General features: G+C 42.0%; 24 protein-coding genes and 1 other annotated feature. All 24 genes read right to left on the reverse strand.

What is annotated here, in order from left to right:
* Positions 1–34 precede the first annotated feature (34 nt).
* The 24 genes from QUF78_RS19735 to citZ all read right to left on the reverse strand — a co-directional run bounded on the left by QUF78_RS19735 (position 35) and on the right by citZ (position 24535).
* Positions 35–310 carry a DUF1294 domain-containing protein gene (locus tag QUF78_RS19735; protein WP_289325983.1) on the reverse strand — a complete coding sequence of 92 codons (276 nt, stop codon included), beginning with the start codon at positions 308–310 and terminating at the stop codon, positions 35–37.
* A 67-nt stretch (positions 311–377) separates the two neighbouring features.
* Positions 378–737 carry a 50S ribosomal protein L20 gene (gene rplT / locus QUF78_RS19740; RefSeq protein WP_034309067.1) on the reverse strand — a complete coding sequence of 120 codons (360 nt, stop codon included), beginning with the start codon at positions 735–737 and terminating at the stop codon, positions 378–380.
* Between the two features lie 35 nt (positions 738–772).
* Positions 773–973 carry a 50S ribosomal protein L35 gene (gene rpmI / locus QUF78_RS19745; RefSeq protein WP_034309070.1) on the reverse strand — a complete coding sequence of 67 codons (201 nt, stop codon included), beginning with the start codon at positions 971–973 and terminating at the stop codon, positions 773–775.
* Between the two features lie 34 nt (positions 974–1007).
* Complete coding sequence (gene infC / locus QUF78_RS19750) at positions 1008–1508, reverse strand: translation initiation factor IF-3 (protein ID WP_034309072.1); 501 nt, start codon at positions 1506–1508, stop codon at positions 1008–1010.
* 98 nt (positions 1509–1606) lie between these two features.
* Positions 1607–1743 (reverse strand) — a sequence feature (ribosomal protein L20 leader region).
* A gap of 126 nt (positions 1744–1869) precedes the next feature.
* Positions 1870–2364 carry a GNAT family N-acetyltransferase gene (locus QUF78_RS19755; protein ID WP_289325984.1) on the reverse strand — a complete coding sequence of 165 codons (495 nt, stop codon included), beginning with the start codon at positions 2362–2364 and terminating at the stop codon, positions 1870–1872.
* 52 nt (positions 2365–2416) lie between these two features.
* A complete protein-coding gene (locus tag QUF78_RS19760) occupies positions 2417–2587 on the reverse strand; it encodes a hypothetical protein (RefSeq protein ID WP_289315400.1) in 171 nt (56 codons plus the stop codon).
* Positions 2588–2692: 105 nt separating this feature from the next.
* Positions 2693–4624, reverse strand: coding sequence for a threonine--tRNA ligase (gene thrS, locus QUF78_RS19765; protein WP_289325985.1), 1932 nt, complete (start codon positions 4622–4624; stop codon positions 2693–2695).
* 413 nt (positions 4625–5037) lie between these two features.
* Positions 5038–5874 carry a sporulation protein YtxC gene (gene ytxC / locus QUF78_RS19770; RefSeq protein WP_289325986.1) on the reverse strand — a complete coding sequence of 279 codons (837 nt, stop codon included), beginning with the start codon at positions 5872–5874 and terminating at the stop codon, positions 5038–5040.
* 121 nt (positions 5875–5995) lie between these two features.
* A complete protein-coding gene (gene dnaI / locus QUF78_RS19775) occupies positions 5996–6934 on the reverse strand; it encodes a primosomal protein DnaI (RefSeq protein WP_289325987.1) in 939 nt (312 codons plus the stop codon).
* Positions 6921–8333, reverse strand: coding sequence for a replication initiation and membrane attachment family protein (locus tag QUF78_RS19780; RefSeq protein ID WP_289325988.1), 1413 nt, complete (start codon positions 8331–8333; stop codon positions 6921–6923). The genes dnaI and QUF78_RS19780 overlap by 14 nt, the downstream gene beginning before the upstream one ends.
* Positions 8334–8397: 64 nt before the next feature.
* Positions 8398–8859: a transcriptional regulator NrdR gene (gene nrdR, locus QUF78_RS19785; RefSeq protein ID WP_063232877.1), complete on the reverse strand. Its 462-nt coding sequence runs from the start codon at positions 8857–8859 to the stop codon at positions 8398–8400.
* 244 nt (positions 8860–9103) lie between these two features.
* Entirely contained in the window at positions 9104–9484 is a 381-nt protein-coding gene (speD, locus tag QUF78_RS19790; RefSeq protein WP_289327361.1) for an adenosylmethionine decarboxylase, read from the reverse strand.
* A 356-nt stretch (positions 9485–9840) separates the two neighbouring features.
* On the reverse strand, positions 9841–10878 hold the full coding sequence (locus QUF78_RS19795; protein WP_289325989.1) for a glyceraldehyde-3-phosphate dehydrogenase: 1038 nt from the start codon (positions 10876–10878) through the stop codon (positions 9841–9843).
* Positions 10879–11037: 159 nt separating this feature from the next.
* Complete coding sequence (coaE, locus tag QUF78_RS19800; RefSeq protein WP_289315394.1) at positions 11038–11637, reverse strand: dephospho-CoA kinase; 600 nt, start codon at positions 11635–11637, stop codon at positions 11038–11040.
* A 24-nt stretch (positions 11638–11661) separates the two neighbouring features.
* Positions 11662–12294: a sporulation membrane protein YtaF gene (ytaF, locus tag QUF78_RS19805; RefSeq protein ID WP_289315393.1), complete on the reverse strand. Its 633-nt coding sequence runs from the start codon at positions 12292–12294 to the stop codon at positions 11662–11664.
* Between the two features lie 75 nt (positions 12295–12369).
* Positions 12370–13203: a DNA-formamidopyrimidine glycosylase gene (mutM, locus tag QUF78_RS19810; protein WP_289325990.1), complete on the reverse strand. Its 834-nt coding sequence runs from the start codon at positions 13201–13203 to the stop codon at positions 12370–12372.
* 19 nt (positions 13204–13222) lie between these two features.
* Positions 13223–15847, reverse strand: a complete 2625-nt coding sequence (gene polA, locus QUF78_RS19815) for a DNA polymerase I (protein WP_289325991.1) — start codon at positions 15845–15847, stop codon at positions 13223–13225.
* A gap of 127 nt (positions 15848–15974) precedes the next feature.
* Entirely contained in the window at positions 15975–16907 is a 933-nt protein-coding gene (gene hflC / locus QUF78_RS19820; RefSeq protein WP_289325992.1) for a protease modulator HflC, read from the reverse strand.
* On the reverse strand, positions 16904–17938 hold the full coding sequence (gene hflK / locus QUF78_RS19825; protein ID WP_289327362.1) for an FtsH protease activity modulator HflK: 1035 nt from the start codon (positions 17936–17938) through the stop codon (positions 16904–16906). The genes hflC and hflK overlap by 4 nt, the downstream gene beginning before the upstream one ends.
* Positions 17939–18195: 257 nt before the next feature.
* A complete protein-coding gene (gene pnpS / locus QUF78_RS19830; RefSeq protein ID WP_289325993.1) occupies positions 18196–19974 on the reverse strand; it encodes a two-component system histidine kinase PnpS in 1779 nt (592 codons plus the stop codon).
* A complete protein-coding gene (locus QUF78_RS19835; protein WP_289315388.1) occupies positions 19971–20690 on the reverse strand; it encodes a response regulator transcription factor in 720 nt (239 codons plus the stop codon). Before QUF78_RS19835 ends, pnpS begins: the two co-directional genes overlap by 4 nt.
* Before the next feature lie 256 nt (positions 20691–20946).
* A complete protein-coding gene (gene mdh / locus QUF78_RS19840; RefSeq protein WP_289325994.1) occupies positions 20947–21882 on the reverse strand; it encodes a malate dehydrogenase in 936 nt (311 codons plus the stop codon).
* Between the two features lie 126 nt (positions 21883–22008).
* Complete coding sequence (icd, locus tag QUF78_RS19845; protein ID WP_289325995.1) at positions 22009–23325, reverse strand: NADP-dependent isocitrate dehydrogenase; 1317 nt, start codon at positions 23323–23325, stop codon at positions 22009–22011.
* Positions 23326–23419: 94 nt separating this feature from the next.
* Entirely contained in the window at positions 23420–24535 is a 1116-nt protein-coding gene (citZ, locus tag QUF78_RS19850; RefSeq protein ID WP_289325996.1) for a citrate synthase, read from the reverse strand.
* Between the last annotated feature and the right edge of the window lie 461 nt (positions 24536–24996).

Consider the following 24996-nt stretch of genomic DNA (forward strand, 5'->3'; position numbering starts at 1 on the left):
CTTCTACAAGCATATACATTATACGGGCTACATATTACCATTGAATGAATATCTTGATCAATAAGCCTATTTGAAGAATCATCAATATAGGCAGGCCCCATTTAAAAGCGCCATGCTTCGTCTTATGGCGGAAATGCTTCATCCCCAGAAAGGATCCTGTCCCTCCACCTATGACCGCCCAAAACCAAAGTGTCTTTTCGCTGATCCGGTACTCCCCATTACGCGCTTTCCTTTTGTCGACTCCCATTATGGCAAATCCCATGATGTTCGTGATGATCATATAAACAACAATGAACCATACTCCTTGCATCCTCATTCCCTCCTTTAAATGTAAAAAGCCACCCTCTTGAAAAGAGAGTGGCTGATATCAGTCAGACTTATTTGTCTAATTGTTGTTTAGCAGCAGTTGCTAATTGAGCAAAAGCTTGTTCGTCAGCAACAGCAAGATCAGCAAGCATTTTGCGGTTCACTTCGATACCAGCAAGCTTTAGACCATGCATTAAACGGCTGTAAGAAAGACCGTTGATGCGTGCTGCAGCGTTGATACGAGTGATCCAAAGTTTGCGGAAATCACGTTTCTTTTGACGACGGTCACGGAAAGCATAGTTTCCTGACTTCATTACTTGTTGGTTAGCTACTTTGAAAAGAATATGTTTCGCGCCATAGTAACCTTTAGCTAATTTTATTACCTTTTTACGACGTTTGCGAGTAACAGTACCGCCTTTTACACGTGGCATGTTATTTCCCTCCTATTTAACTCGATAAATCGAACTTATTTAATGTTGTCTAGCATATGACGAATACGTTTGAAGTCACCTTTGCTTACAAGGCTAGCTTTGCGAAGCTTACGCTTTTGCTTAGTAGATTTGTTAGCAAATAAATGGCTTGTGTAAGCGTTAGAACGCTTAAGTTTGCCGGATCCAGTCTTTTTGAAACGTTTAGCAGATCCGCGGTGAGTTTTCATTTTAGGCATAAGGTATTCCTCCTCATTACAAATTACTTTACAATTACTTTTCGTTTTTCGGTGCTAAGATAATGAACATGCTGCGTCCGTCCATTTTTGGGTGTTGCTCGATTGTAGCCACTTCTTTACATGCTTCAGAAAAACGAACGAGTACACGTTGACCAATTTCCTTATGCGTAATGGCACGTCCTTTGAATCGGATAGAAGCTTTTACTTTATCGCCTTTTTCAAGGAATTTAATTCCGTTGCGAAGCTTCGTATTGAAATCATGTTCTTCAATCGTCGGGCTCAGACGAACCTCTTTCAGACTGATGACTTTTTGATTTTTACGTGCTTCCTTGTCTTTCTTTTGCTGCTCGAAGCGGTGTTTTCCGTAGTCCATAATCCGGGCTACCGGAGGCTTTGCATTTGCAGCAACTAAAACTAGATCAAGATTTACACGAGCGGCAATTTCCAATGCTTCGAATTTCGTTTTAATTCCAAGTTGTTCTCCGTTTTGGTCAATAAGACGAACTTCACGGGCTCGGATGCCCTCGTTTACCATCGCGTCTTTACTAATAGTTAGCCACCTCCAAAGATATTGGCGAATACGAATATTTGAATCAATTCGGTCACGCTCACAACTCGCTTACAGGATATAATCATAATAAAAAAGTGTGGATGCATGCTGCACCCACACTGATAGACTCATTCAGAAAGATCCAAATAATCAAATCATGACCTGTTAACTGCATTGCTTGCGTCAACCAGGTGAGAAGCGGGTGCTTCTTCTTTTCCTCAAACACGTATTCAATTCACTTTAGAAATATATCATAAACAATGATGACTTGTCAAATGCTAATTTATTCGTTTTTCACAACAAAATTAATATTATCAGACATTCTGTTATTTGACAATACGTTTTTTCAAAGTAATTTGGACAAAAAATATTCATCATGATACTTCCCATCAAAAAACAGCGATTCCCGCTTTATTCCTTCTTTTTCAAAACCCATCTTTTCATATAAGGAAAGCGCAGGGGCGTTGGTTGCAATTACGGACAGTTCCAGGCGCCTGATTTCGTTTGTCCGTGCATGCTCCTCCATTTTCTGAAATAACTTCGTACCGATGCCTTTTCCTCTATCCTGTTCGGCGATGCCGATGACGATTTTGGCTGAATGTCTGGTTCGGCCCAATTGATTGCCCAATAATATTAGGTAACCATTCAAATCATGGCCGCTCGCAGCAACGAGGAAAACGGAAAGGGGATTTTTTTCGATTTGCTCCAGTTGCTTTTCCATTTGGTTCCCCGTCGCTTTTCTTTCCCCAGGGTTGAACAGCATATATCCGGAATCTTCAACATGATTGAATAGAGCTGCCAATTTACCTGCGTCTTCCCTTGAAGCCCTTCGAATTTCCATTTCTCCCACTCCCCCTTTGGTTACAGGCCATACTGATCGAAGCCATCAAAAATCAAGAGTTTTCTTTGGCCTTTTTCTTTTTCTCAATGTTGTCCCAAGAAAATAGGGCTATCCAAAAAAGCAGGACCGGGACAATGGCATATTGCCGATAATCATCCAATAACAATAAGATGATGATGGCAAGGAATGTTGGCCCGAATAGATAAGTGAATTTCTTTTTCATGCTGACCCTCCTTTTCATTGCTGTACATATATTCACATGATGGTTTCATTTTATCATGCCTTAATTAATAAGAGGGACACAATAATATGTGCCCCTCCATTGCTGTTAGCGGCTTACTTCCGCTTTAATCGCTGAAACAAAATCTTCAAATGCGATTGTTTCCGATTTTTGTTCACCGTATTTACGTACGTTCACGCTGCCTTCTTTGGCTTCATTGTCTCCAACAACCAGCATGTACGGGATTTTTTGCATTTGCGCTTCACGGATTTTATAACCGATTTTCTCGTCACGTGTATCCAGATCGACACGAATGCCTTGCGCTTTAAGTTTTTCCTGCACTTCTTTCGCATAATCCAAATGCACTTCAGGTGAGACCGGAATCACTTGTGCTTGGATAGGTGCCAGCCAAGTCGGGAATGCCCCCTTGTATTCTTCGATCAAGTAAGCGACAAAACGTTCCATTGTAGAAACGACCCCGCGGTGGATTACTACCGGGCGGTGCTGCTTACCGTCTTCACCGACGTAATTAAGATCAAAACGTTCAGGAAGCAAGAAATCAAGCTGAACAGTGGATAGCGTTTCATCTTTTCCTAAGGCAGTACGCACCTGAACATCAAGCTTAGGACCGTAGAATGCCGCTTCACCTTCCGCTTCAAAGTAATCCAGACCAAGTTCATCCATAGCACCTTTTAACATGCTTTGGGCTTTTTCCCACATGGCATCATCATCAAAGTATTTTTCTGTATCCTGCGGATCGCGATATGACAGACGGAATGAATAATCCTTGATATCGAAATCTTTATATACTTCCAGGACCAGGTTCACAACACGCTTGAACTCTTCTTTGATTTGATCGGGACGGACGAATATGTGCGCATCATTCAATGTCATCCCACGTACGCGCTGAAGGCCGGAAAGGGCACCTGACATTTCATAGCGGTGCATCAAGCCAAGCTCAGCAATTCGGATTGGCAGTTCGCGGTAGCTGTGGATACTGTTTTTATATACCATCATGTGATGCGGACAGTTCATCGGACGCAGGACAAGCTGTTCGTTTTCCATCTCCATGACAGGGAACATGTCGTCCTGGTAATGATCCCAGTGTCCAGATGTTTTATAAAGGTCCACGCTTCCCATTACAGGTGTGTAGACATGGTCATAACCCAGGCGTTCTTCTTTATCCACGATATACCTTTCGATTGTCCGGCGGATTGTCGCGCCTTTTGGTAACCACATCGGCAACCCTTGCCCCACTTTTTGTGAGCTCATGAACAAGTTCAATTCCTTGCCGATTTTACGGTGGTCACGTTCCTTGGCTTCTTCAAGGAAACGTAAGTGTTCGGATAAATCTTCTTTCTTATAGAAAGCCGTACCATAAATGCGCTGAAGCATTTTGTTTTTGCTATCGCCTCTCCAGTATGCACCAGCGATGCTCAAAAGCTTGAATTCTTTGATTTTCCCAGTTGATGGAACGTGAATTCCACGGCAAAGGTCAAAGAATTCCCCTTGCTCATAGAGCGTTACTTGCTGTTCGGCAGGAATCGCATCGATCAACTCCAGTTTATACTCGTCGCCTATTTCTTGAAAACGGGAAATGGCCTCATCACGACTCACTTCGATACGGGAAATTTCCAAGTTTTCATTGACGATTTTCTTCATTTCTTTTTCAATCAATGGAAGGTCATCGGGAGTCAATGATTCCTCTAGATCTATATCGTAGTAAAAACCGCCCTCGATGACTGGCCCTACACCGAATTTAGCATTTTTGTACAAACGTTTGATCGCTTGTGCCATCAAGTGTGCTGTACTGTGACGTAATATTTCAAGAGCATCGGCTGCGTCCTGTGTAACGATTTCGATTGTACCGTCTTGTTCAATCGGGCGTTTCAAATCATATAATTCACCATTGAATTTTCCGGCAATGGATTTTTTCCTTAAACCAGGACTGATGGATGCAGCGATGTCTTCAGTTGTAGTGCCTTTAGCAAACTCCTTGACCGCTCCGTCAGGAAAAGATATTTTCAGTAATTCAGACATACAGTTTCACTCCTTCTTATTGTTCAAACAAATTAAGGGTTTTTGATTCCATTACAACACAAAAAGCCCGCCCCTGTATAAAACAGGGACGAGCTTAGTAATAAATATCATTAACCCGCGGTTCCACCCTCGTTCCATCTTGCTTTTCACGGCAAAACGGCACTTGTAACTTGGTAACGGCAGCTTCCCGTCAGCTCATATTCGCAGAATGCTTGCTTTCCGAGCCGAAGTTTAAAGGTGGTAAGTGTTCCATGCGAATAGGAAGCTTACAGCCTGTTGGCTTCCCTCTCTGATAATCGGCGACTAGAATACCCTTGTCCTCATCATAACTTTTTGTTTTTTAATAGTATGTAGGAAATTATAATTTGTTATACGGTGAAAATCAAGGTTAATTTTCTTTTTCCCAAGAAAGATCATTCAAATGCATTAGAAAAAGACGAAAGTGGCAAGATGGTCGCCCGTTCTTCGAAAATCCTTGAAATGGTCTGGATCAGCCCCTCTTCCTTGTCATCGGTATAGATACACAAGTTTTCAGGAGCAATCGATAAAAGTGGGGCAAGTATCACCGTATCTAGAAAAAGTGAACTTTTGGCAAGAAGCCTCCTGTCGATCATACTATTGATTTTTGGTCGGTCGAGCTTGCTTAATTTCTGATCATAGAAGTGAAAACCATCCCGATTGACGAGGTGAAGCTTTCTTAATTTCGACTCCTGCCCCTGAAGGCAATCACGGAGAGTGGCAATGAAATTTTGATAATCCTGTTCCAACTTGTATTCATCAATTGCCTTGACGACATACTTTTCCAAAGTGTGCTGAAATGATTTTAAACGGAAAGTCGTAAAAGAATCGAATGAAAAAGATACCTTCCCCGCCAAAATGCTTTGTAGTCCTTCCTCAATCAATCGTTTCTCCGTACTGAATACTTCTTCTTGATTCCTTGCACGTTCCCCTTCAATGATGGATGAAGCAATCTCAGTGATGGCTTCAATTTCTTCCCGTTCCCTATAAAAAAATTTACCGACTATTATTTGCTCCAGAACAGGAAGCGTCTTTTCTTCCAATAAAAAAGAATGAAATGCATCACGAAGCAGAATTAGCCATTTATCACCTGAAGACTCCGTCATATCCACATGCATGCCTTGTTGCGGAAGAAATCGAATGTATGGTTGAAATTCTGCCCCTAGCGGATGGGCAGAAACGAAATTCAGTAATTTCAATGCCTCTGAATCGTTTTGAAACGAAATTTGCACTACGACATCCCCCCTTCCCCCTTGCTTCTTTTTTCATGTATATGGGGATGGGGACGTGTTTAGAAGTAGGATGGACCTTGTAATAAGAAAAAAGTGACCTCCATTAAGAGACCACTTTCCTTTATCTTCTCCGATTCACGCCATCCAGCTTGACCGGCTCCGCTAAATATTGAATTCGTTCCAGTACCCTGGCCGCCTTCACTTCTTCCTTCTCACCACGCTGTGAAAAGGTTAGGTGATTCTCCAAGCCATTCATGTCAAAATTCGAAGTAAAAAACGTCGGCAGGTTTTCCAGCATCCTAAATTGCAAAATCGGACCAAAAACCTCATCGCGTCCCCAGCTCGTCATGGACTCCGCTCCAATATCATCCAGCATGAGGACAGGTGCCGTTTTCACCATCTCAATTTTTTCATTGACCGTATTATCACCTATCGACCCTTTAAGTTCCCTCAAGTAGTCAGGCACATAGACAATAAGGGAGGAAATCTGCCTTTCTGCAAGTTCATTGGCAATCGCACCTAATAAATAGGTTTTCCCAACACCGAATTTCCCGTATATATATAAGCCTTTTTGCCTTTTACCTGGCTCATACTCCATAATGAACGACATCGCCTTACTTAAAACACCCAAGCGTTTGTTTTCATCATCCGTTTGAGTGAAGTCCTCGATGGTCGCCTTTAAAATATCCTTCGGCACGTAAAGGCTGCGGATCAATTTTTCCCGTTTCCGCTTTTCATCCTCTGCGAATTTCCGTGGGCAGATTTCATAATTCAGATTCAAGGCCTTCCCTTGAACGACCAATTTAGGATAATACCCATGCATCATATTGATACAGCCATCCAAGCTTGGACATTTATCACACTTATTGCTTTGTGAAGTGAACTCATAAAGCTTACCCAAGTTTTTGTCTATCATTTCCTTCGTGACAGTCGAACTGTTGGCATTCAAAAATAACCGCACCTGTTCGTCTTCAAAAATCTCTTGTTTCAGCTTTTCATAACGCTCTTGAAATTGGTTTGTATTGGCCAATTTATTAAGGGATCTATTAATCTTTTCCATCGTTCATTTCACCTCCAGCTTTCCACTGCTTCCATTTCTCCTGAAGCTCACGTTTCTGGGCATTCAATTCAGGCTGATCCGCATTCTGCTCCTGCGGTGCTTCTTCTTTTTTCTCAAGCCACTCCGGAACCACTTCTTCCCGTATCGTCTTTTTCCGGCCGCCCTTCGCAACATTCCTGCTTCCTTGAGCCCAGTCCTGATATTTCCGGTGTTCATTTTTAGCCAGTTCCATCGCCTCGATGACCGTGGAGACCTTCAGCCGTGCCCAATGGCCTGCCAGCTTTTCCACATAGCCCTTCGTGAACTTCATATCCGTTTTGAGCATGACATATTCAATCAAGACGTTGACGACACCCGGATTCAGCTTTTGATTGATCATCACGCCCTCCACCACTTTCAAATCACCGCTTGATGGCTCAGCACCGCCTGACAATTGCATCAGCCGCTCCCTTGGAGAAATCGTCTCCAAATGACGGATGAGCTCTTGTTCCTGCGTTTTCGGTTCTTCTTTTTGTGTCCGTTCACGGATCGGCTGCACGCGATTGACAAGGGAAGGCATATCGGCCTGCCGTTCGATCTGATACCAGTCCCTCGCCGCCTTCCTAAGCATTTCCTCATCGATCTCATCATCCAATGAAACGGCATCCATTACTAGTTTTTGCATTTCAAGCGGATCAATGCCATATAAAAAAGCAAGCTTGGCAATCGTACTTTTTATTTTCGGGGTAAAGGCCTTTTTCGGTACGATCGAGGATTTCATCCCGGCAATTAAAAGTTCAAAATCAAATAAGTTGTCAAACCCCGTTGGTTCGACGCCATCCGCCCGATCGATGAATTGCTGTTCAGGCATCGGTTTCCATTCATTTTTCGCTTCATCCGTTACATATAAAGAGTCCAAGTGATCTGATGAGAATACCTCCGCAAAAGATTTAGTCACACTTTCATATTGATCCGTTAAGATATGATCATCACAAAAGAATCTCTTCAACCGGTTGAATTGTACTTTACCTATTTTTTTGTATAAGTAGATATTCAGCATTCCATCCGTGAAAAATTGCTGTGGGGAAAGCGGCGGGTTTAACTCATAGATAAATTCCTTCGTGTCATTCTCCGATTTCTTATATACATTCAACAAACCGATTCCCTCAAGTAAAAGCCGTGCTTCGTAAATATCACCTAACTTAAGGCCGATGGTATTCATTAATTGATAGTGTGAGGAGGTTTCCGACCATAGCCTGTTTTCCTCCAACTCACTCCACAACGTCATATAAAGGCTGATACAGATAGGTCCAATAAGAGGTTGATATAGTCGGGTCAGTATTTTCCGATCATAATCATGAAGCAGCCCCGCAGATGAGACCAAATATGAATCCGCTGGGAGCAATTCTTGCCAATGCATTGACATCTCCATTCAAACCTTTCAAAAGATGTAGTGAAAAAAGAGCCAAAGTAAATCTTCAGCTCTACTTTCTTTCTTTATTTATTAAATCTTTCAATTCATCGATAAAGACATTGATGTCTTTAAATTGCCGATAGACGGATGCGAACCGAACATAGGCCACCTCATCGACTTCTGCCAGCTTATCCATCACCATTTCGCCGACACTGTCGCTTTTCACTTCCGCTATGCCCTGATTGCGCAGTTCTTTTTCTACATAACTGGTAATTTGCTCTAGTTCTTTCAAGGGAACCGGACGTTTTTCGCAAGCCCTGATTAAGCCACGCAGGATTTTATCACGACTGAACTCTTCCCGTGTCCCGCCCTTTTTCACTACAATAAGAGGTGTTTCCTCCACCTTTTCAAATGTCGTGAATCGAAAACCACATGCCTCACATTCACGGCGTCGTCGAATCGATTTACTTTCATCGACTGGCCTGGAATCGAGCACTCTTGTTCCGTTATATTGACATGATGGGCATTTCATCATTATCAGCTCCGTATTTTATGTAGGACTCCCCTATCTAAATGTTCCCCAAGGAATTACTTTTCTACCTTAATCTTATATTAAAAGGAACGGCCAGTACAAGTAAAAAGTGTAACTTCCAGCAGTAGACACTTTTTGTCATGCACTTGAAGCACCTTTATCAAAGTCTTTTTGTTCATGGCTATCTTACCCTATAAAATTAAAAAAGAGATGCACCCATGGCATCTCTGTGTATACGTGTTTTTTATAGGGCACTTAGATTGGCTTTTTTCATTTGTACAGGACCTAATCCACGTGGTAATTCTATGTTTTCACGTGTTTGCGCGTTCAAAGCTTCTGCAATATAATCTGCCGCAATATTCGGATCCAAGTTACCGCATGTATAGACATCAATGCTAGCATAGCCGTGTTCTGGAAAACTGTGAATCGTTAAGTGTGATTCAGAAATGATGACAACCCCGCTAACTCCTTGTGGAGCAAACTTGTGAAAGGCAACTTCTCTTACCTCTGCACCTGATTTCAAAGCAGCATCAACAAAAATCTTTTCAATTAAATCGATATTGTTCAGTTTTTCAAAGTCACAACCCCAAAGTTCAGAAATGACATGTCTACCCATAGTTTCCATAGTGTAAGCTGTTTCCATATTAAGCTTCCCCCTTACCATGATTAAAAATTAAGTCTGATAACTACCACGGGGGAAAGTTAGTCCAAAGAGGTCCTAACCCTTTAAGTAGCCATCATGCAAACCGCTTTTGAAGAAGTTCACGATTCATAGTATATATGGTTTGAATTTTTTTTGCAACTCCAATTTGAATTTTTGGAAAGATAAACTTTAAATGTAATAGGGTTATAGTGAAGGGGCAAATTTGAGGAAGATTACTGTTTTCGGGTTTATTCAACGCCTTAAAACCGCCAGAATTGATTGATCAATGAATGAAAAATAGCCCGCTAAAAAAATTTTAGCAGGCCCGTTTATTTTCATTATTTTACTGTTAACTCGACTTCTGAAGTTTTTTTCAACTCGGACGCAACTAATTTCACAAGGTCCACTACCCGGTTGGAGTAACCCCACTCATTATCATACCATGCCAGGACTTTCACTTTCCTGTTCCCAATCATCATCGTTGTCAAACCATCGATGATGGCAGAGTGAGGATTAGTTTTGAAATCGCTGGAAACTAAAGGTTCCATCGTGAATTCCATGATTCCTTTAAGTTCATTTTCCGAAGCGTCGATGAACGCTTGGTTCACTTCATCAATCGTGACATCACAGTTTAGGTCCACAACAAGATCGACTAGAGATACGTTAGGTGTCGGTACGCGTATCGCCATTCCATGAAGTTTGCCTTTTAATTGAGGCAACACCAGGGAGATGGCTTTTGCAGCCCCTGTGGTGGTAGGAATGATGCTTTCCGCAGCGGCACGGGCTCGTCTTAAGTCTTTGTGCGGGTTATCGATATTATTTTGATCATTTGTATAAGAATGTATCGTTGTCATTAAACCGTTGTTTATGCCGAATTTTTCATCAAGCACTTTTGCAACCGGTCCAAGACAGTTAGTTGTACAAGATGCATTGGATATGACAAAATGCTTGTCGATTTCCAGCACTTCCTGATTGACGCCCATAACAATGGTAACGTCTTCATTTTTACCCGGCGCGGATAAAATCACCCTTTTTGCCCCTGCTTCTAAATGAAGAGCCGCTTTAGAACGGTCATTAAATTTACCCGTAGCTTCAATTACAATATCTATGTTCATCTCTTTCCAAGGCAATAGCTTTGGATCGCGGTTATTTATTAGTTTTACTCGGCGGCCATTCACTACAAGTGAATCATCTTCCGCTATAATGATACCGTCGAATTTACCATGTATCGTATCATATTTTAGTAAGTGGGCTAAAGTTTCAGCAGGATAGCTTGCATTAATGGCAACAATGTCCAAACTCTCATCTAATATGGCCTTTCGGAAAACCATTCTTCCAATTCTCCCAAATCCGTTAATCGCTATTCTTGAATTCATTGTTCGGACCCTCCAAAAAATATTAATGTTATACTTATTACCTTTCTTATGTAATTAGTATAACATAATTCAGTTGAATTGTGCTAATAAAAATGCGGATTGTTCTTATTTTTTCAACATAAAAGGAAGAAACCCTGAGGTTTCTTCCTTTTATCACAATTATATGACATGCCAATCGCTAAGTATGGCCTTCACTTGCTTCTTCGTATCATTAATGTCTCCATTATTGTCGATGACGGCATCCGCTAAAGCCTTTTTATCGGCCAAGGGCATTTGCGAATGGATCCTGGCAAGTGCCTCCGTCTCCGAAAGACCATTCCTGTTCATTAATCGTTTCAGTTGAACTTGCTCATCCACATATATCAAAAGCGTCTTTTCCACCATGAATGTCAGCTTACTTTCAAATAGGAGCGGAATATCCATGAACACAGTTTCTTCCCCTGAAGCGAGTGCCTCTTCCGTCTTGAGGCGCATCCAATTCCTGACGGCAGGATGCACGATGCCATTCAATAGCAATCTCTTTTCCTGATCATGAAATATTATCGACCCAAGCTTTGCGCGGTCTATATTCCCATCCTTCAATAAGATATCTTCACCAAATGCCTTCACAACTTGATGATAGGCTTCTTCACCTGGCTCAACGACAGCACGGGAAGCCAGATCTGCATCCACAATCGTGAATCCCAGTTCCTGTAAATAGAGGCTGACACTGCTTTTCCCACTAGCGATGCCTCCGGTGATTCCAATGATTTGTCCCATACGCTCCCCCTTTTAAACCACGTATCATAACTTGAATAAACCGATGATGATCAATAGTACACCTGGAAGAAAGGTCAAATGCTGGACAACTTTATTATTTGAAAGCAGTTTCCCGCTTTGAATTCCGCTCCAAATGAAAATCGAACTCATAACAGCGATGCATCCTGCGAGGATAATCGGTGAAATCCCGATCATAGCCGCTCCGACTCCAGCTCCGAACGCATCCAGCGAAAGTGCAAACCCCAGCACAAGCGCTTCAATACCGGTGATCGTACCTGATTTATCAAAATCAGCATTCAATGGTTTTTGTAAAATATTAATGACTACCCCAAGTGATTTAATTTCAAAATTAAAGATGATCTTTTCATGGTATCTATCATCTTTCAGATCTTTTTCAGGCTTAAAATACTGGTATACCATCCAGGCACCAAGAAAGATGAGGATGATGCCCCCCGTTTTTTCAGCCGCCCCGATAGATATGAGCTGGCTGATGAATTGTCCGATGACCATCGCTATACCTAAACTCAATGCAGAACAAAATGAGATGACCGCTATTGACTTTAAGGGGATTTTCATCTTCCGCATACCGAATGTCAAACCTACGCCAAACCCGTCAATACTAACTGCAAAAGCAAGAAAAATAATTTGTAGCCACATCGGAATATTACTCCTTCCCTTCTCGTTGCTACCCTAGTATATGGAAGGAGCCCATCCGATGTGTTTGAAAAAACATTAGCTCATGTAAGGCTGGCACAACGGGCAAATATGTGTGCCACGTCCTCCAACAACCAGTTTTTCAAGTGGAGTGCCGCATGTTTTGCAGTTCTCGCCCTTTCGTCCATAGACATTCAGTTCCAACTGAAACATGCCGATTTGCCCTTGAGAGTTAAGGTATGAACGAATCGTGCTTCCGCCTTTTTCCACCGCTTCAGCTAACGTTGCAATGATTTCTGCATGCAACGTTTTTATTTCCTGCAATGATAGTGAAGAAGCGATTCTCTCCGGATGGATACCGGAACGGAATAACGACTCGTCCACATATATATTCCCAATCCCAACGACAACCGTTTGATCAAGGAGAACCGGCTTGATTTTCCTGTTGGTTCTTGCCAATTTCGCACTAAGCCCCTCGACAGTAAAATCTTCAGATAACGGTTCAGGCCCTAAATGCAATAGCGGCAACCGCTCAAGTTCTTCCCCTTTTGCAAACAGATGCATCGTACCGAATTTCCGGACATCCCTGTATCGAAGTTCACTGCCATCCGTGAAAGTGAAGATTACATGGGTATGCTTATCGTAAGGCTCTTCTTTTGGATGCACCCCGTATTTCCCTTCCATCCTTAAATGCGAAACCATCGAATAATCATCCAATGTGAAAATGAGGAACTTGCCCCGACGGCCTATACTCTGTATCGTCTGCCCCCTTAAAGCATCCTGAAACTGTTCGACAGGCTCAGGCGCTTTAATGATCTTTGGCCAGAAGACGGACACTTCCTTGATCTCTTTTCCGAGTACGAGCTGCTCTAACGTTCTTCTGACTGTTTCCACTTCTGGAAGTTCTGGCATTGCAATCACCTATCTTTTATTATTTGGCATCAAACCATGTCGGCCCGAAAGCATAATCCACCTTAAGGGGCACGTTCAATTCAATGGCATTTTCCATTTCCTCAGGAACGATCACCTTAAGGATTTCTAGTTCCTCAGGAGGTGTTTCAAAAATCAATTCATCATGCACCTGAAGAAGCATTCTCGTTTTCAGCCCTTCACTTTTCAGGCGCTTATTCATATTTATCATCGCAAGCTTGATGATATCCGCGGCACTGCCTTGAATCGGCGTGTTCATCGCTGTCCGTTCGGCAAAGCTCCTGATGTTGAAATTCCTGCTAGTAATCTCAGGTATATATCGCCTTCTTTGCATCAGGGTCGTGCTATACCCTTTTTGACGGGCTTCATGTATGCTTTCTTCCATATATTCCTGAACACCAGGAAAGCTCCTTAAATACTTCTCGATGAACTCTCCAGCTTCTTTTCTCGTGATGCCAAGACTTTGAGATAGCCCGTAATCACTTATACCATAAACGATTCCGAAGTTGACCGCTTTGGCTTGGCGCCTCATGTTCGAAGTGACTTCCTCCGCCGATACATGGAACACATCCATAGCTGTCCTTGTATGGATGTCCATCCCGGCCTGGAATGCTTCCACCAATCCGCTGTCATTGGCGATATGCGCCAGCACGCGTAACTCGATTTGAGAATAGTCAGCAGCAAAAATGATCCAATCCTTTTCGGAAGGAATGAATGCCTGCCTGATTTTCCTGCCTTCTTCCAGTCTGATCGGGATATTCTGCAGATTGGGGTCTGTAGAACTTAACCGGCCGGTCTGGGTCAATGCTTGGTTGAACCGGGTGTGAACCTTGTCCGATTTACCATTGACCACTTTAAGCAAGCCTTCAATATAAGTCGATTGCAACTTACCAAGCTGGCGGTAAAGTAATATTTCCTTAACGATATTATGCTGGCTCTCCAGTTTTTCCAGCACATCGGCTGAAGTCGAATAACCTGTTTTGGTTTTCTTCATGACCGGAAGCTCCAACTTTTCAAAAAGGATGGCCCCAAGCTGTTTAGGTGAATTGATATTGAAAGCCTCTCCAGCCAAATCAAAAATTCGTGCTTCGATGGTTCTTAAACGAATGGCTAATTCCTGCCCCATGTTTTTCAGCCGGCCTATATCCACCTTGATGCCCTGCCATTCCATATTCGCCAGGATGATCGACAGTGGAAGCTCCAGTTCCGTTAATAGATGATATTGCTCGAACTCTTGCAGCTTATCGATCATCGGTTCTTTAAGAGAAAGGATCGCCTTTGATTTTCTGGCGATATGCTCACTTAGTTCAGCTTGCTCAGGTATCTTGCGTTTTGCACCTTTCCCATAAAAAACATCATCGGTTTCAAGACGGATTGTACCTTGAGTTTTCGTGATTTCTGCCACTTCGTCCACTGACTCTGCCGGATCCAGGATATAGGAAGCCAAAAACACATCAAAATCGATGCCTTTTATTTCGACGCCTCGATGACGGAGTGCCACAACCGTACGCTTCGCATCGAAAACCGTTTTCTTTTTTGTTTCATCCTCTGCCCAAGTTTTAAATGCCGCGGAACTCAGGGCATCATCTCCATGGAAGTAAAAATGACCTTGTTCATTACTGATGGAAATCCCGATAATATCTGCACGATGATAATTATCTTCTAAAGTCTCAACATATAAAGCACTTTCATCTGTAAACATTCCTTCTGTCATTTCACCCGTGTGAACCTCTATCTTTTCCTGTTCAAGAGGTTCACTTTCCGTTACATCCAATTTATCGAGCAAAGTAGAAAAGCCAAGCTCTTTATAGAATGAGATGACTCGATCCTGATCTATGCCACTGTACTCGGTCTCATTTACAGAAACCTCAAGCGGAGCTTCCCTCGTAATTGTAGCCAGCTCTTTACTTAATAGGGCCAGGTCTTTATGTTCTTCTATTTTTTCTTTCAATTTTTGTCCGCTTACCTCATCGATCGACTGCAGAAGGTTTTCCACCGTTTCAAATTGATGCAATAACTTAAGTGCAGTCTTTTCACCAACACCCGGTATGCCGGGAATATTGTCTGAGGCATCTCCCATCAGCCCTTTTAAGTCAATGATCTGCAAGGGGGATAGACCGTATTTTTCATGTATATGCTTTGGAGTGTATTCCTCAATTTCAGTAATCCCCTTTTTCGTGATGGAAACCGTCGTACTTGGGGAGGATAATTGTGTTAAATCCTTATCACCGGAAATGACCTTCACTTCAAAACCATCTTTTTCCGCTTGTAAAGAAAGCGTACCGATAATATCATCGGCTTCGTAGTTCTCCAGTTCATACCTTTTTATTTGAAAACAATCAAGCAGCTCGCGAATGAATGGAAATTGCTCGGATAATTCAGGCGGCGTTTTTTGGCGTCCTCCCTTATATTCTTTAAATGAGGCATGCCTGAATGTCGTTTTACCCGCATCGAATGCAACAAGTATGTGCGTTGGCTTTTCTTCCTCAAGGATGCGGTTGAGCATCATGGTGAATCCGTACACGGAATTCGTATGGACCCCTTTATCATTATTCAAGAGCGGAAGCGCAAAAAATGCACGGTAAGCAATGCTATTTCCATCTATGAGTACTAACTTTTTATCCAAATCCGTCTTCCTCCAGTCATACAGGTTTATGTAGTTTTAGCTTCTATTTAAAAACGCAAAAAGCCGTTCATTTTCTTTCTCTATTCTACCATGAGTAGAAGCGGAAAGAAAAATGACGGCGACGCGGTTATTTAGTATTTCCCATTAACAAGCTGGCATAAGGGGAATCCGACGGCAGGATGATGACCGTTTGATCTCCAATGGTTTTTTGATAGGATTCAAGAGTCCGGTATAGTTTATAGAATTCGGGGTCTTTGGAAAACGACTTATTATAGATTTTCGCTGCTTCCCCTTCTCCTTCAGCCCTGATCACTTCTGCATCAGCTTCTGCAGTCGAGAGCAATTCTTTCACTTTCCGATCAGTATCCGCAATGATACGGTTTTTCTTCGCATCACCTTTGGATAGGTACTCTTGCGCTTTCGATTCCCGCTCGGAAATCATCCTCTTGAAGACGGATGCTTCGTTTTCGGCGGGCAGGTCAGTCCGCTTTATCCGGACATCCGTCAAGCTGATGCCATAACTGTCCTTTTGCAGCAGATCGTTGACTTTATCCGTTATGCGGTCGTTTAAACTTCCCCTGGATGACTTCTCATCATTGATGATTTCATCATAATTCAGCTGTCCAAGCTCTGAACGAACTGCCGAATAGATGAACTCTTCCATTTTCGTTTCGGCATTCTCGAGCGTCCTTGCATTTGTAATCAATTTCTTCGGATCTTCTATTCTCCATACTGCATAGTTATCGATCAACATCCGCTTTTTATCTTTCGTATTGATTTCCGCTTCAGATACATCAGAACTCATCTGATACTTCGGCAAGGTCATCACACTCTGAATGAATGGCACCTTCGCCTTTAATCCCGGGGACTTATCAATCCTTACCACCTCTCCGAATTGACGGACGGCTTTATATTCGCCCTCTTTGACGATATATACATTGGTGAAGATGATTAGCAGCAATGCGATGAAAATAATCAGGAAAATGCCAAATTTCACATAGCCTCTCCAATGAAAATCACCTTTTTTAAGCTCAGAGAAATCTACTATTTTTCCGCTCATTGTTTAACGCCCCCTTCCCCTGTCGCTTTTTCTTCCGATGCATTCCCTTTTTTCGTTCCTTCTTCAGGTGTAGCGGCTTCATCAGGAGCAGGCGTTTTTTTCGTTTCTTCCTTTTCAAGCGGGCGAAGCGGCAAGTACTTCATTGTGTTTCCATCATCATTCATGATATAAATCTCCGCATTCGGCAATACTCCTTCGAGGGTCTCAATAATAAGGCGGTCCTTCGTAATCCCCTTATTGCCCTTATACTCACTGAGTAATTTTTCAAAGACCGCAACATCCCCACGGGCAGCTTCCGTCCGGGCAGCTTTATCCCCATTAGCCTGTGAAATGATGGCGTCTTTTTCCCCTTCCGCTTCATTCATCCGTTTATTTTCATATTTATCCGCTTCGTTGACTTTCGTATTTGCCGTTTCACGGGCATCCGTTACATTGGTAAATGCTTTCCTAACTTCTTCATTCGGTAGCTCCACATCCTGGAGTTTAACCGCTGATATGGAAATCCCAACATCATATTTTTCCATTAGCTGTGACAACAAATCCCTTACATCCGCTTCAATTTGCGCTTTTCCAGATGTAAGTGCATCATCGATTTTCGTACTGCCGATAATGCTCCGTAACGCGGCTGACGTCGTATCATATAAAATTTTCTCAGGATCATCTGCATTGTACAGATATTTTGGAGGGTCTGTTATTTTCCACTGCACCACTAGATCTGCCAGCACAATATTTTCATCACCCGTAATCATTTTGGTCTCACTCGGGTAATCCTTCACCTCTCCATCCTCTTCCTTATATCCAAATTTAAGACTGAATGTTTCTTTCGATAATTTCTCGACCGATTGGATCGGCCAAGGCAGTTTAAAGTGAAGTCCCGGTTCTGTTATCGTCTGCTCCACCTCACCAAACGTCATTATGACAGCTTGATCGGATTCATCAACCGTGTACCAGGTCGATATCGCAACTACACCCAAAATTAAAATAAGAAAGACTAGTCCCGTGATCGTATATATCCTTTTTAAGCTAACGATATGTATCACCCCTTCTTTGCTGTGTTATATCTTATTTACGCAAGAAAGGGCCTAAAGTTTCATGAAAATCAAATATTTTCCTAAGAAAATAGGATAGAGGAATGGTTCCCGGGGAATATAGCCAAAAATAAAAGACAGAGACTATGTGTCTCTGTCAATGTTTAACTCCTTGGATGAGGGGTTGTACAACCATTGTACCCCTGCATTATGAAGCGGGTTTTAAGAAATTGTAAAGGAAATGTAAATTGAGAAACCCGCTACATTTTTCCTTTTAAGCTTTTATTTAAAGTGACTGTAAAAGTCGTCCCCGTTCCAGGTGTGCTCTCCACGTTGATTTTACCTTTATGGACTTCTATTATATGCTTGACGATCGCAAGTCCAATGCCAGTTCCTCCTGAATCGCGGCTCCTTGCCTTATCGATCCGGTAAAACCGTTCAAAGATCCTCGGCAGTTCTTTTTCTTCGATGCCGATTCCGCTATCTTGAACCGCAATATCAACCGTCTGTTCTTTCTCCAAGATGTTCACGGTGACACTCCCGCCATTAGGTGTATAGGTCAATGCGTTGGTTATCAAATTAATGAAAACCTGTTTGATCCTGTCAGATTCCCCTTCAATGAATACCGGTTCCCGTGATGCTTTAATTTCAAGCGAGACTTCTTTTTCCCTAAGCTTCCCAATAAGCATTTCCTGGATTTCGCCAAGCACTTTCGTAATATCCACGACGCCTGCATTCAAAACGAATTCCTGTTGCTCCATTTTAGATAAATTCAGAAGCTCCTGAATGAGTTCTTGCAGCCGATCACTTTCTTTCAGGATAATCGATAAAAAGTGCTTTAAGGTCTTTTCATCTTTTAAAGCCCCATCCAACAAAGTTTCTGAAAAGCCTTTAATTGATGTAATCGGGGTTCTCAATTCATGGGACACATTTGCCACGAAATCCTTCCGCATCTGTTCGAGCCTTTTTAATTCGGTGATATCATGGAAAATGAGGAGGATCCCCTTCCATTCATCATGATTCCCGATGATTGGAGCCCCGTAAATCTCAAAATGCTTACGTTCGATGGCAAGTGGTATCTTCACCTGGCGTTTTATCGTTTTTTCCGTTCGAAAGATCTCTTCGATGATGGCAATCACTTCCTGATCTTTAATGACCGAGTAATATTCCTGAAACAAAAACGTAGCGGCGTTTACATGGAAGCTTTTCTTGAATTCACGGTTGATTAAGGTGGTATACCCTTTACTGTCTATCAGCAAGACTCCACTACCGATATTTTCAACAAGTGTTTCCAAACGATCCTGATTCATTTCCCTCGCTATCTCTGTTTCCTGAAGATTCCTCGCCAATATGTTCAAGGAAGTTGTCAGCATTCCCGTTTCATCTGAATGTCGCCCGAATGTCCGAGTTCCATAATTCCCTTTTGCCAGTTCAATGGCCGCCATCGTCGCTTCCTCGATCGGACGGGTATAATATGAAGTGATTTTACTCGCAAGCATGAGAATGATGATCAGGGCGACTCCTAAACAAATGATCAATATTTGCCACATTTGTTTATTCACTTGATTGATGGCCTCTATTTCATTGCTATGAACGACAAAACCTTCAATCTCGCCATCCTTTTCAACCGTCTTCCAATAATAATGGAGGTCCGATTCCCCTTCAACCACTTCATACCCTTCCCTATGCTTAAGCCCTTTTTCCAAAGTTATTTTTCGAAGGACATTGGCATGACTTTTAAGTATTTCATTGGATGATGTCGAATCGTATAATATTTCCCCATTCGTGGAGAGTATGGTTAAGTTCGAATCTAAAAGGGGTGTCAGTTTTGCCGTCTTGCCTTTTTCCAAAAAAGACACGATCCCCCCATGCTCTTGAATATATGTAGAAATGAAAAATGTTTCGTTCTGTATACGCTCATTGAACGTTTTAATATAATAACTTTTGAACAAATGTCCTAATAAAAAGCCCACGGCCATCAGGACGACCATCACTAGCGTGATAAGGGTATATAAGAGCTTTTTACGGTAGGTCGTCATTCTTTTTTAGGCTCCTCAAGCTTATACCCCAAGCCCCTTATCGTTTTAATATATAGAGGTTTTTTTGTATCCTTCTCTATTTTTTCACGTAGATGGCTAATATGCACATCGACGATTCGTGAATCTCCCGCGAAATCATAATTCCATACCGCACTGAGCAGTTGGTCCCTCGTCAGCACTCTGCCTTTATTCTTCGCCAAGTATAAAAGTAATTCAAATTCCTTTGGAGTCAATTCTAATTGCTGTTCATCAAAGAATGCTTCGTATCGTTCCGGGAATACCTTCAATTCCCCTAATTTCAAGAGACCATCTTCCTGATCCTGACTTGAGTCACTGCCGTTCGATTGAAACTGGGATCTTCTTAATATGGCTTTAATCCGGGCCACTACCTCCCGCGGACTGAATGGTTTGGTCAAGTAATCATCCGCTCCAAGTTCAAGTCCCAGCACTTTGTCAAATTCATCGTCCTTTGCCGTCAGCATCAAGATCGGTATATTGATTTTTTGCTGGCGAAGCTCCTTGCATACTTCAAGCCCATCCATTTTAGGCAGCATCAAATCCAATACCACTAAATCGGGGCGTATATCCACAGCAGCCTGGAGCCCTTGTTCCCCATCCAAGGCCGTAATCACCGAATAGCCCGCTTGTTCTAAATTGTACTGAAGTAAGGTAACTATTGATTGTTCATCATCCACTACGAGAATTTTCTTTGACATTAGATCCTCCTGAATTATGTATTACCCCATAGACCAAATTCAGTCTACTCATCCACTTCCATTATAAAGAATATTATATGAAATTTACACATAAAAAAAACACATAGAAAGTTATTCCTACATTCAGCACCCCGCTAGAGTGGTTCGCGCCGTCTTTTGAAGCCGATAAAAAAACTGCCCGGAGAATGGAAAGGGGGCCTTGGCCTTCCCTTCCAGTATCCGGGCAGTCTGATCAAGAGATTGTTTTCACTATCCCTTATTGAAGAACTTGCATTACTGCTTTAACAGATTCAACTGATTTTGAAAGTGCCGCTTTTTCGTCTTCAGTCAATTCAAGTTCGATGATTTGTTCAATACCGTTCGCACCCAGTACAGTTGGCACTCCAAGGTAGATTCCTTCGAATCCGTATTCGCCTTCAAGATAAGCGATGGATGGAAGAACGCGACGTTGGTCTTTAAGGATCGCTTCAGCCATTTCCACTAGAGACGCAGCTGGTGCATAATATGCGCTTCCGTTCCCAAGAAGGTTTACGATCTCTCCGCCGCCAGTACGAGTACGAGCCACGATTGCTTCTAAACGATCTTGAGGGATCAATGTTTCCAAAGGAATTCCGCCAGCATAAGAGTAACGTACAAGAGGAACCATATCGTCACCGTGTCCGCCAAGTACGAAGCCAGTTACATCTTTGACGGATAAGTTTAATTCTTGAGCTACGAAAGTACGGAATCGAGCTGTATCAAGAACACCTGATTGTCCTATTACGCGTTCTTTAGGGAAACCTGATTCTTTATAAACAGTATAAGTCATTGCATCAACTGGGTTGGTCAATACGATGATTGTCGTGTTCGGGGAATATTTAACCACTTCTTTAGTTACTGATTTCATAACTTTTTGGTTAGTTTGCACTAAGTCGTCACGGCTCATGCCAGGTTTGCGAGCAATACCGGCAGTGATGATCACTACGTCGGAGTCAGCTGTATCCGTATAGTCGGATGTACCGATGATTTTAGCATCAAAACCTAGAACCGGGCCTGCTTCCGCCATATCAAGAGCTTTGCCTTTTGTAGGGTTTTCAGTTTGTGGAATATCAACTAAAACGATATCACCAAGTTCTTTTTGAGCTGCTAGGAATGCTGCTGTAGCACCAGTGAAGCCGGCACCAACCACTGTGATTTTTTTTCGTTTAGACATGTTAATTTCCTCCTTAAAATATGTAAATACTTTTGGAATACTTTAAACATTTTCATGCACATATAATATAAGCCTCCTGGAAAGAAGCCCGTTAAGGCAATTTTCCAGAAAGCATATAAGCAATTATTATTTAAGGTTTTTGATAAGCTCGTCAGCGAACTCAGAACATTTAACTTCTGTTGCACCTTCCATTAGGCGGGCAAAGTCGTATGTAACAACTTTTGAAGCGATTGTTTGTTCCACTGATTTCGTGATGCTATCTGCAGCTTCGTTCCAGCCAAGGTGCTCAAGTAAAAGAACGCCTGAAAGAAGTACTGAAGATGGGTTAACTTTATCAAGACCAGCATATTTAGGAGCCGTTCCGTGAGTTGCTTCGAAAATGGCATGTCCAGTTTCGTAGTTGATGTTTGCTCCTGGAGCGATACCGATTCCGCCAACTTGTGCAGCTAATGCATCAGAAATGTAATCTCCGTTCAAGTTCATTGTTGCAACAACATCAAACTCTTTAGGACGAGTCAGGATTTGTTGTAAGAAGATATCAGCAATGGAATCCTTAACGATGATTTTGCCTTCAGCTTCAGCATCAGATTGTGCTTTGTTAGCAGCTTCAGTGCCTTCAGCATCTTTAATTTTGTCATATTGGTTCCATGTAAACACTTTATCAGCGAATTCTTGTTCTGCAACTTCATAACCCCAAGTTTTGAATGCGCCTTCCGTGAATTTCATGATGTTACCTTTATGAACAAGCGTTAATGATTTACGGCCTTCTTTGATCGCATAGTTAAGTGCAGAGCGAACAAGACGTTTTGTTCCTTCTTCAGAAATCGGTTTAATTCCGATACCTGAAGTTTCAGGGAAACGAATGTTTGTAACTCCGAATTCTGTTTGTAGGAAGTCGATTAATTTCTTAGCTTCGTCAGAACCTTTTGCATATTCGATACCAGCATAGATGTCTTCAGTGTTTTCACGGAAGATGACCATGTCAGTGTCTTCTGGACGTTTAACTGGTGAAGGTACACCATCGAAGTAACGTACTGGACGTAGACATACGAATAAGTCCAATACTTGACGCAATGCAACGTTCAATGAGCGGATACCGCCACCGATTGGAGTTGTAAGGGGTCCTTTAATAGCGATTAGATATTCGTTAATGACATCAAGAGTTTCTTGCGGAAGCCATTCGCCTGTTTGGTCAAATGCTTTTTGTCCAGCTAAAACTTCTTTCCATTCGATTTTCTTTTCGCCATTGTAAGCTTTTTCAACTGCTGCGTCTAAAACGCGAGAAGCTGCTGCCCAGATATCAGGACCGATTCCGTCTCCCTCAATATAAGGAACGATTGGGTTGTTTGGTACGTTAAGAGCACCATTAGTAACTGTGATTTTTTGGCTTTGTGTCATGTCTCTTACCTCCGATTCAAATTCAAAGGTTAGATGGCCTGCCATTAAATGAGGCAGAACCACTAACCCTTTTTACTCACATCTATTAATTTACTACAAATTCGTTGAAATAAAAAATATTTTCTCGAAAAACTTTTAATTAGCGTTTTTCGATCGGTACGTATTTTTGCATACCTGGTCCAACGTACTCTGCACGCGGACGGATAAGGCGGTTGTTTGAATATTGCTCAAGGATATGAGCGATCCAGCCTGAAGCACGGCTTACAGCAAAGATTGGTGTAAATAGGTCATGCTCGATACCTAAACTATGGTATACAGAAGCAGAATAGAAATCCACGTTCGGCGGAAGATTTTTTTGACCAGTTACGATTTCATTAATTTTGATGGACATATCATAATATTGCGGTTGTCCAGTAAGTTCAGTCAGTTTTTGAGACATTTCTTTAAGGTGTTTAGCACGTGGATCACCTTTACGGTATACACGGTGGCCAAATCCCATGATTTTTTCTTTATTGGCTAATTTTTCGTTGATATATGGCTCAACGTTATCCACTGAACCAATATCTGTAAGCATTTTCATGACTTGTTCGTTAGCTCCGCCGTGAAGTGGGCCTTTTAAAGCGCCGATGGCAGAAGTTACGCCAGAATAGATATCAGCTAAAGTAGCCACACAAACGCGTGCAGTGAATGTGGAAGCGTTCAATTCATGGTCAGCATGAAGAACCAATGCTTTGTTGAATGCTTCTTCTTCGATTGCCGTTGGTTCATTACCGCTTAACATATATAAGAAGTTAGCAGCAAAGCTTAAATCTGTACGTGGCGCAACCGCTTCTTTACCTTGACGGGTGCGAGCGAAAGTGGTTACCAATGTAGGGATTTTTGCTTGGATGCGGATTGCTTTACGATAGTTAGCGTCTTCACTCATTACATCTGCTTCTTCATCATAAAGACCAAGAAGAGATACTGCTGTGCGAAGAGCTCCCATTGGATGTACTTTATCAATTGGGTATGTTTTGAAGTGATTAACCACTTCAGCTGGAATTTCAGCATTTTCAGCAAGTTGTTTAGTTAATTCTTCTAGTTGGCTTTTATTCGGAAGAGCTCCGTGCCATAAAAGATAGATTACTTCCTCGAATGTTGCGTTTGCAGCCAAATCATCGATGTCATATCCTACATACGTTAATGTATCATCGATAATGGAGCTTACTGATGAAGTTGTTGCTACCACACCTTCAAGACCTTTTGTTGCTGTCATACTAAATCTCTCCTTTTCCTAAGTATTCCCCTATGCCCTTGCTCATTGCGTATAAATATAGCGCTTCCAAGGAATTAGCTATTGTATACAACCATCTATTTTTTAGCAGAAGACATACATCTTGTATTGGAAGCGTTCACAGAATATGACCCCAACAATAGTAAAATGTACGATAATCTTTAACAAGAAAATCTAAAAATAATGCTTGTAGCTATTCCTAGTGAGCGCTTGCTCAATAACTACATCTTTTTTTAAGATTCCTCAAAATATCAATGATATTCTGAATCCCTTTTTAATAAACCAGAGCAGTTACATGATTATTATAAACAATAAACACTTTTTTGGGAATGAAAAGCACCTAAAATGTGAAAAAATTATTATTTTATTAGAAAAATTAGCTACATATTCTCTTGCTTTTTTTTATGGGTTTTTGAAAAATTGCCGCAAAGCAGAATAAATGA

Origin of the sequence: Peribacillus sp. ACCC06369 (assembly GCF_030348945.1) — a bacterium.
Classification (GTDB): domain Bacteria; phylum Bacillota; class Bacilli; order Bacillales; family DSM-1321; genus Peribacillus.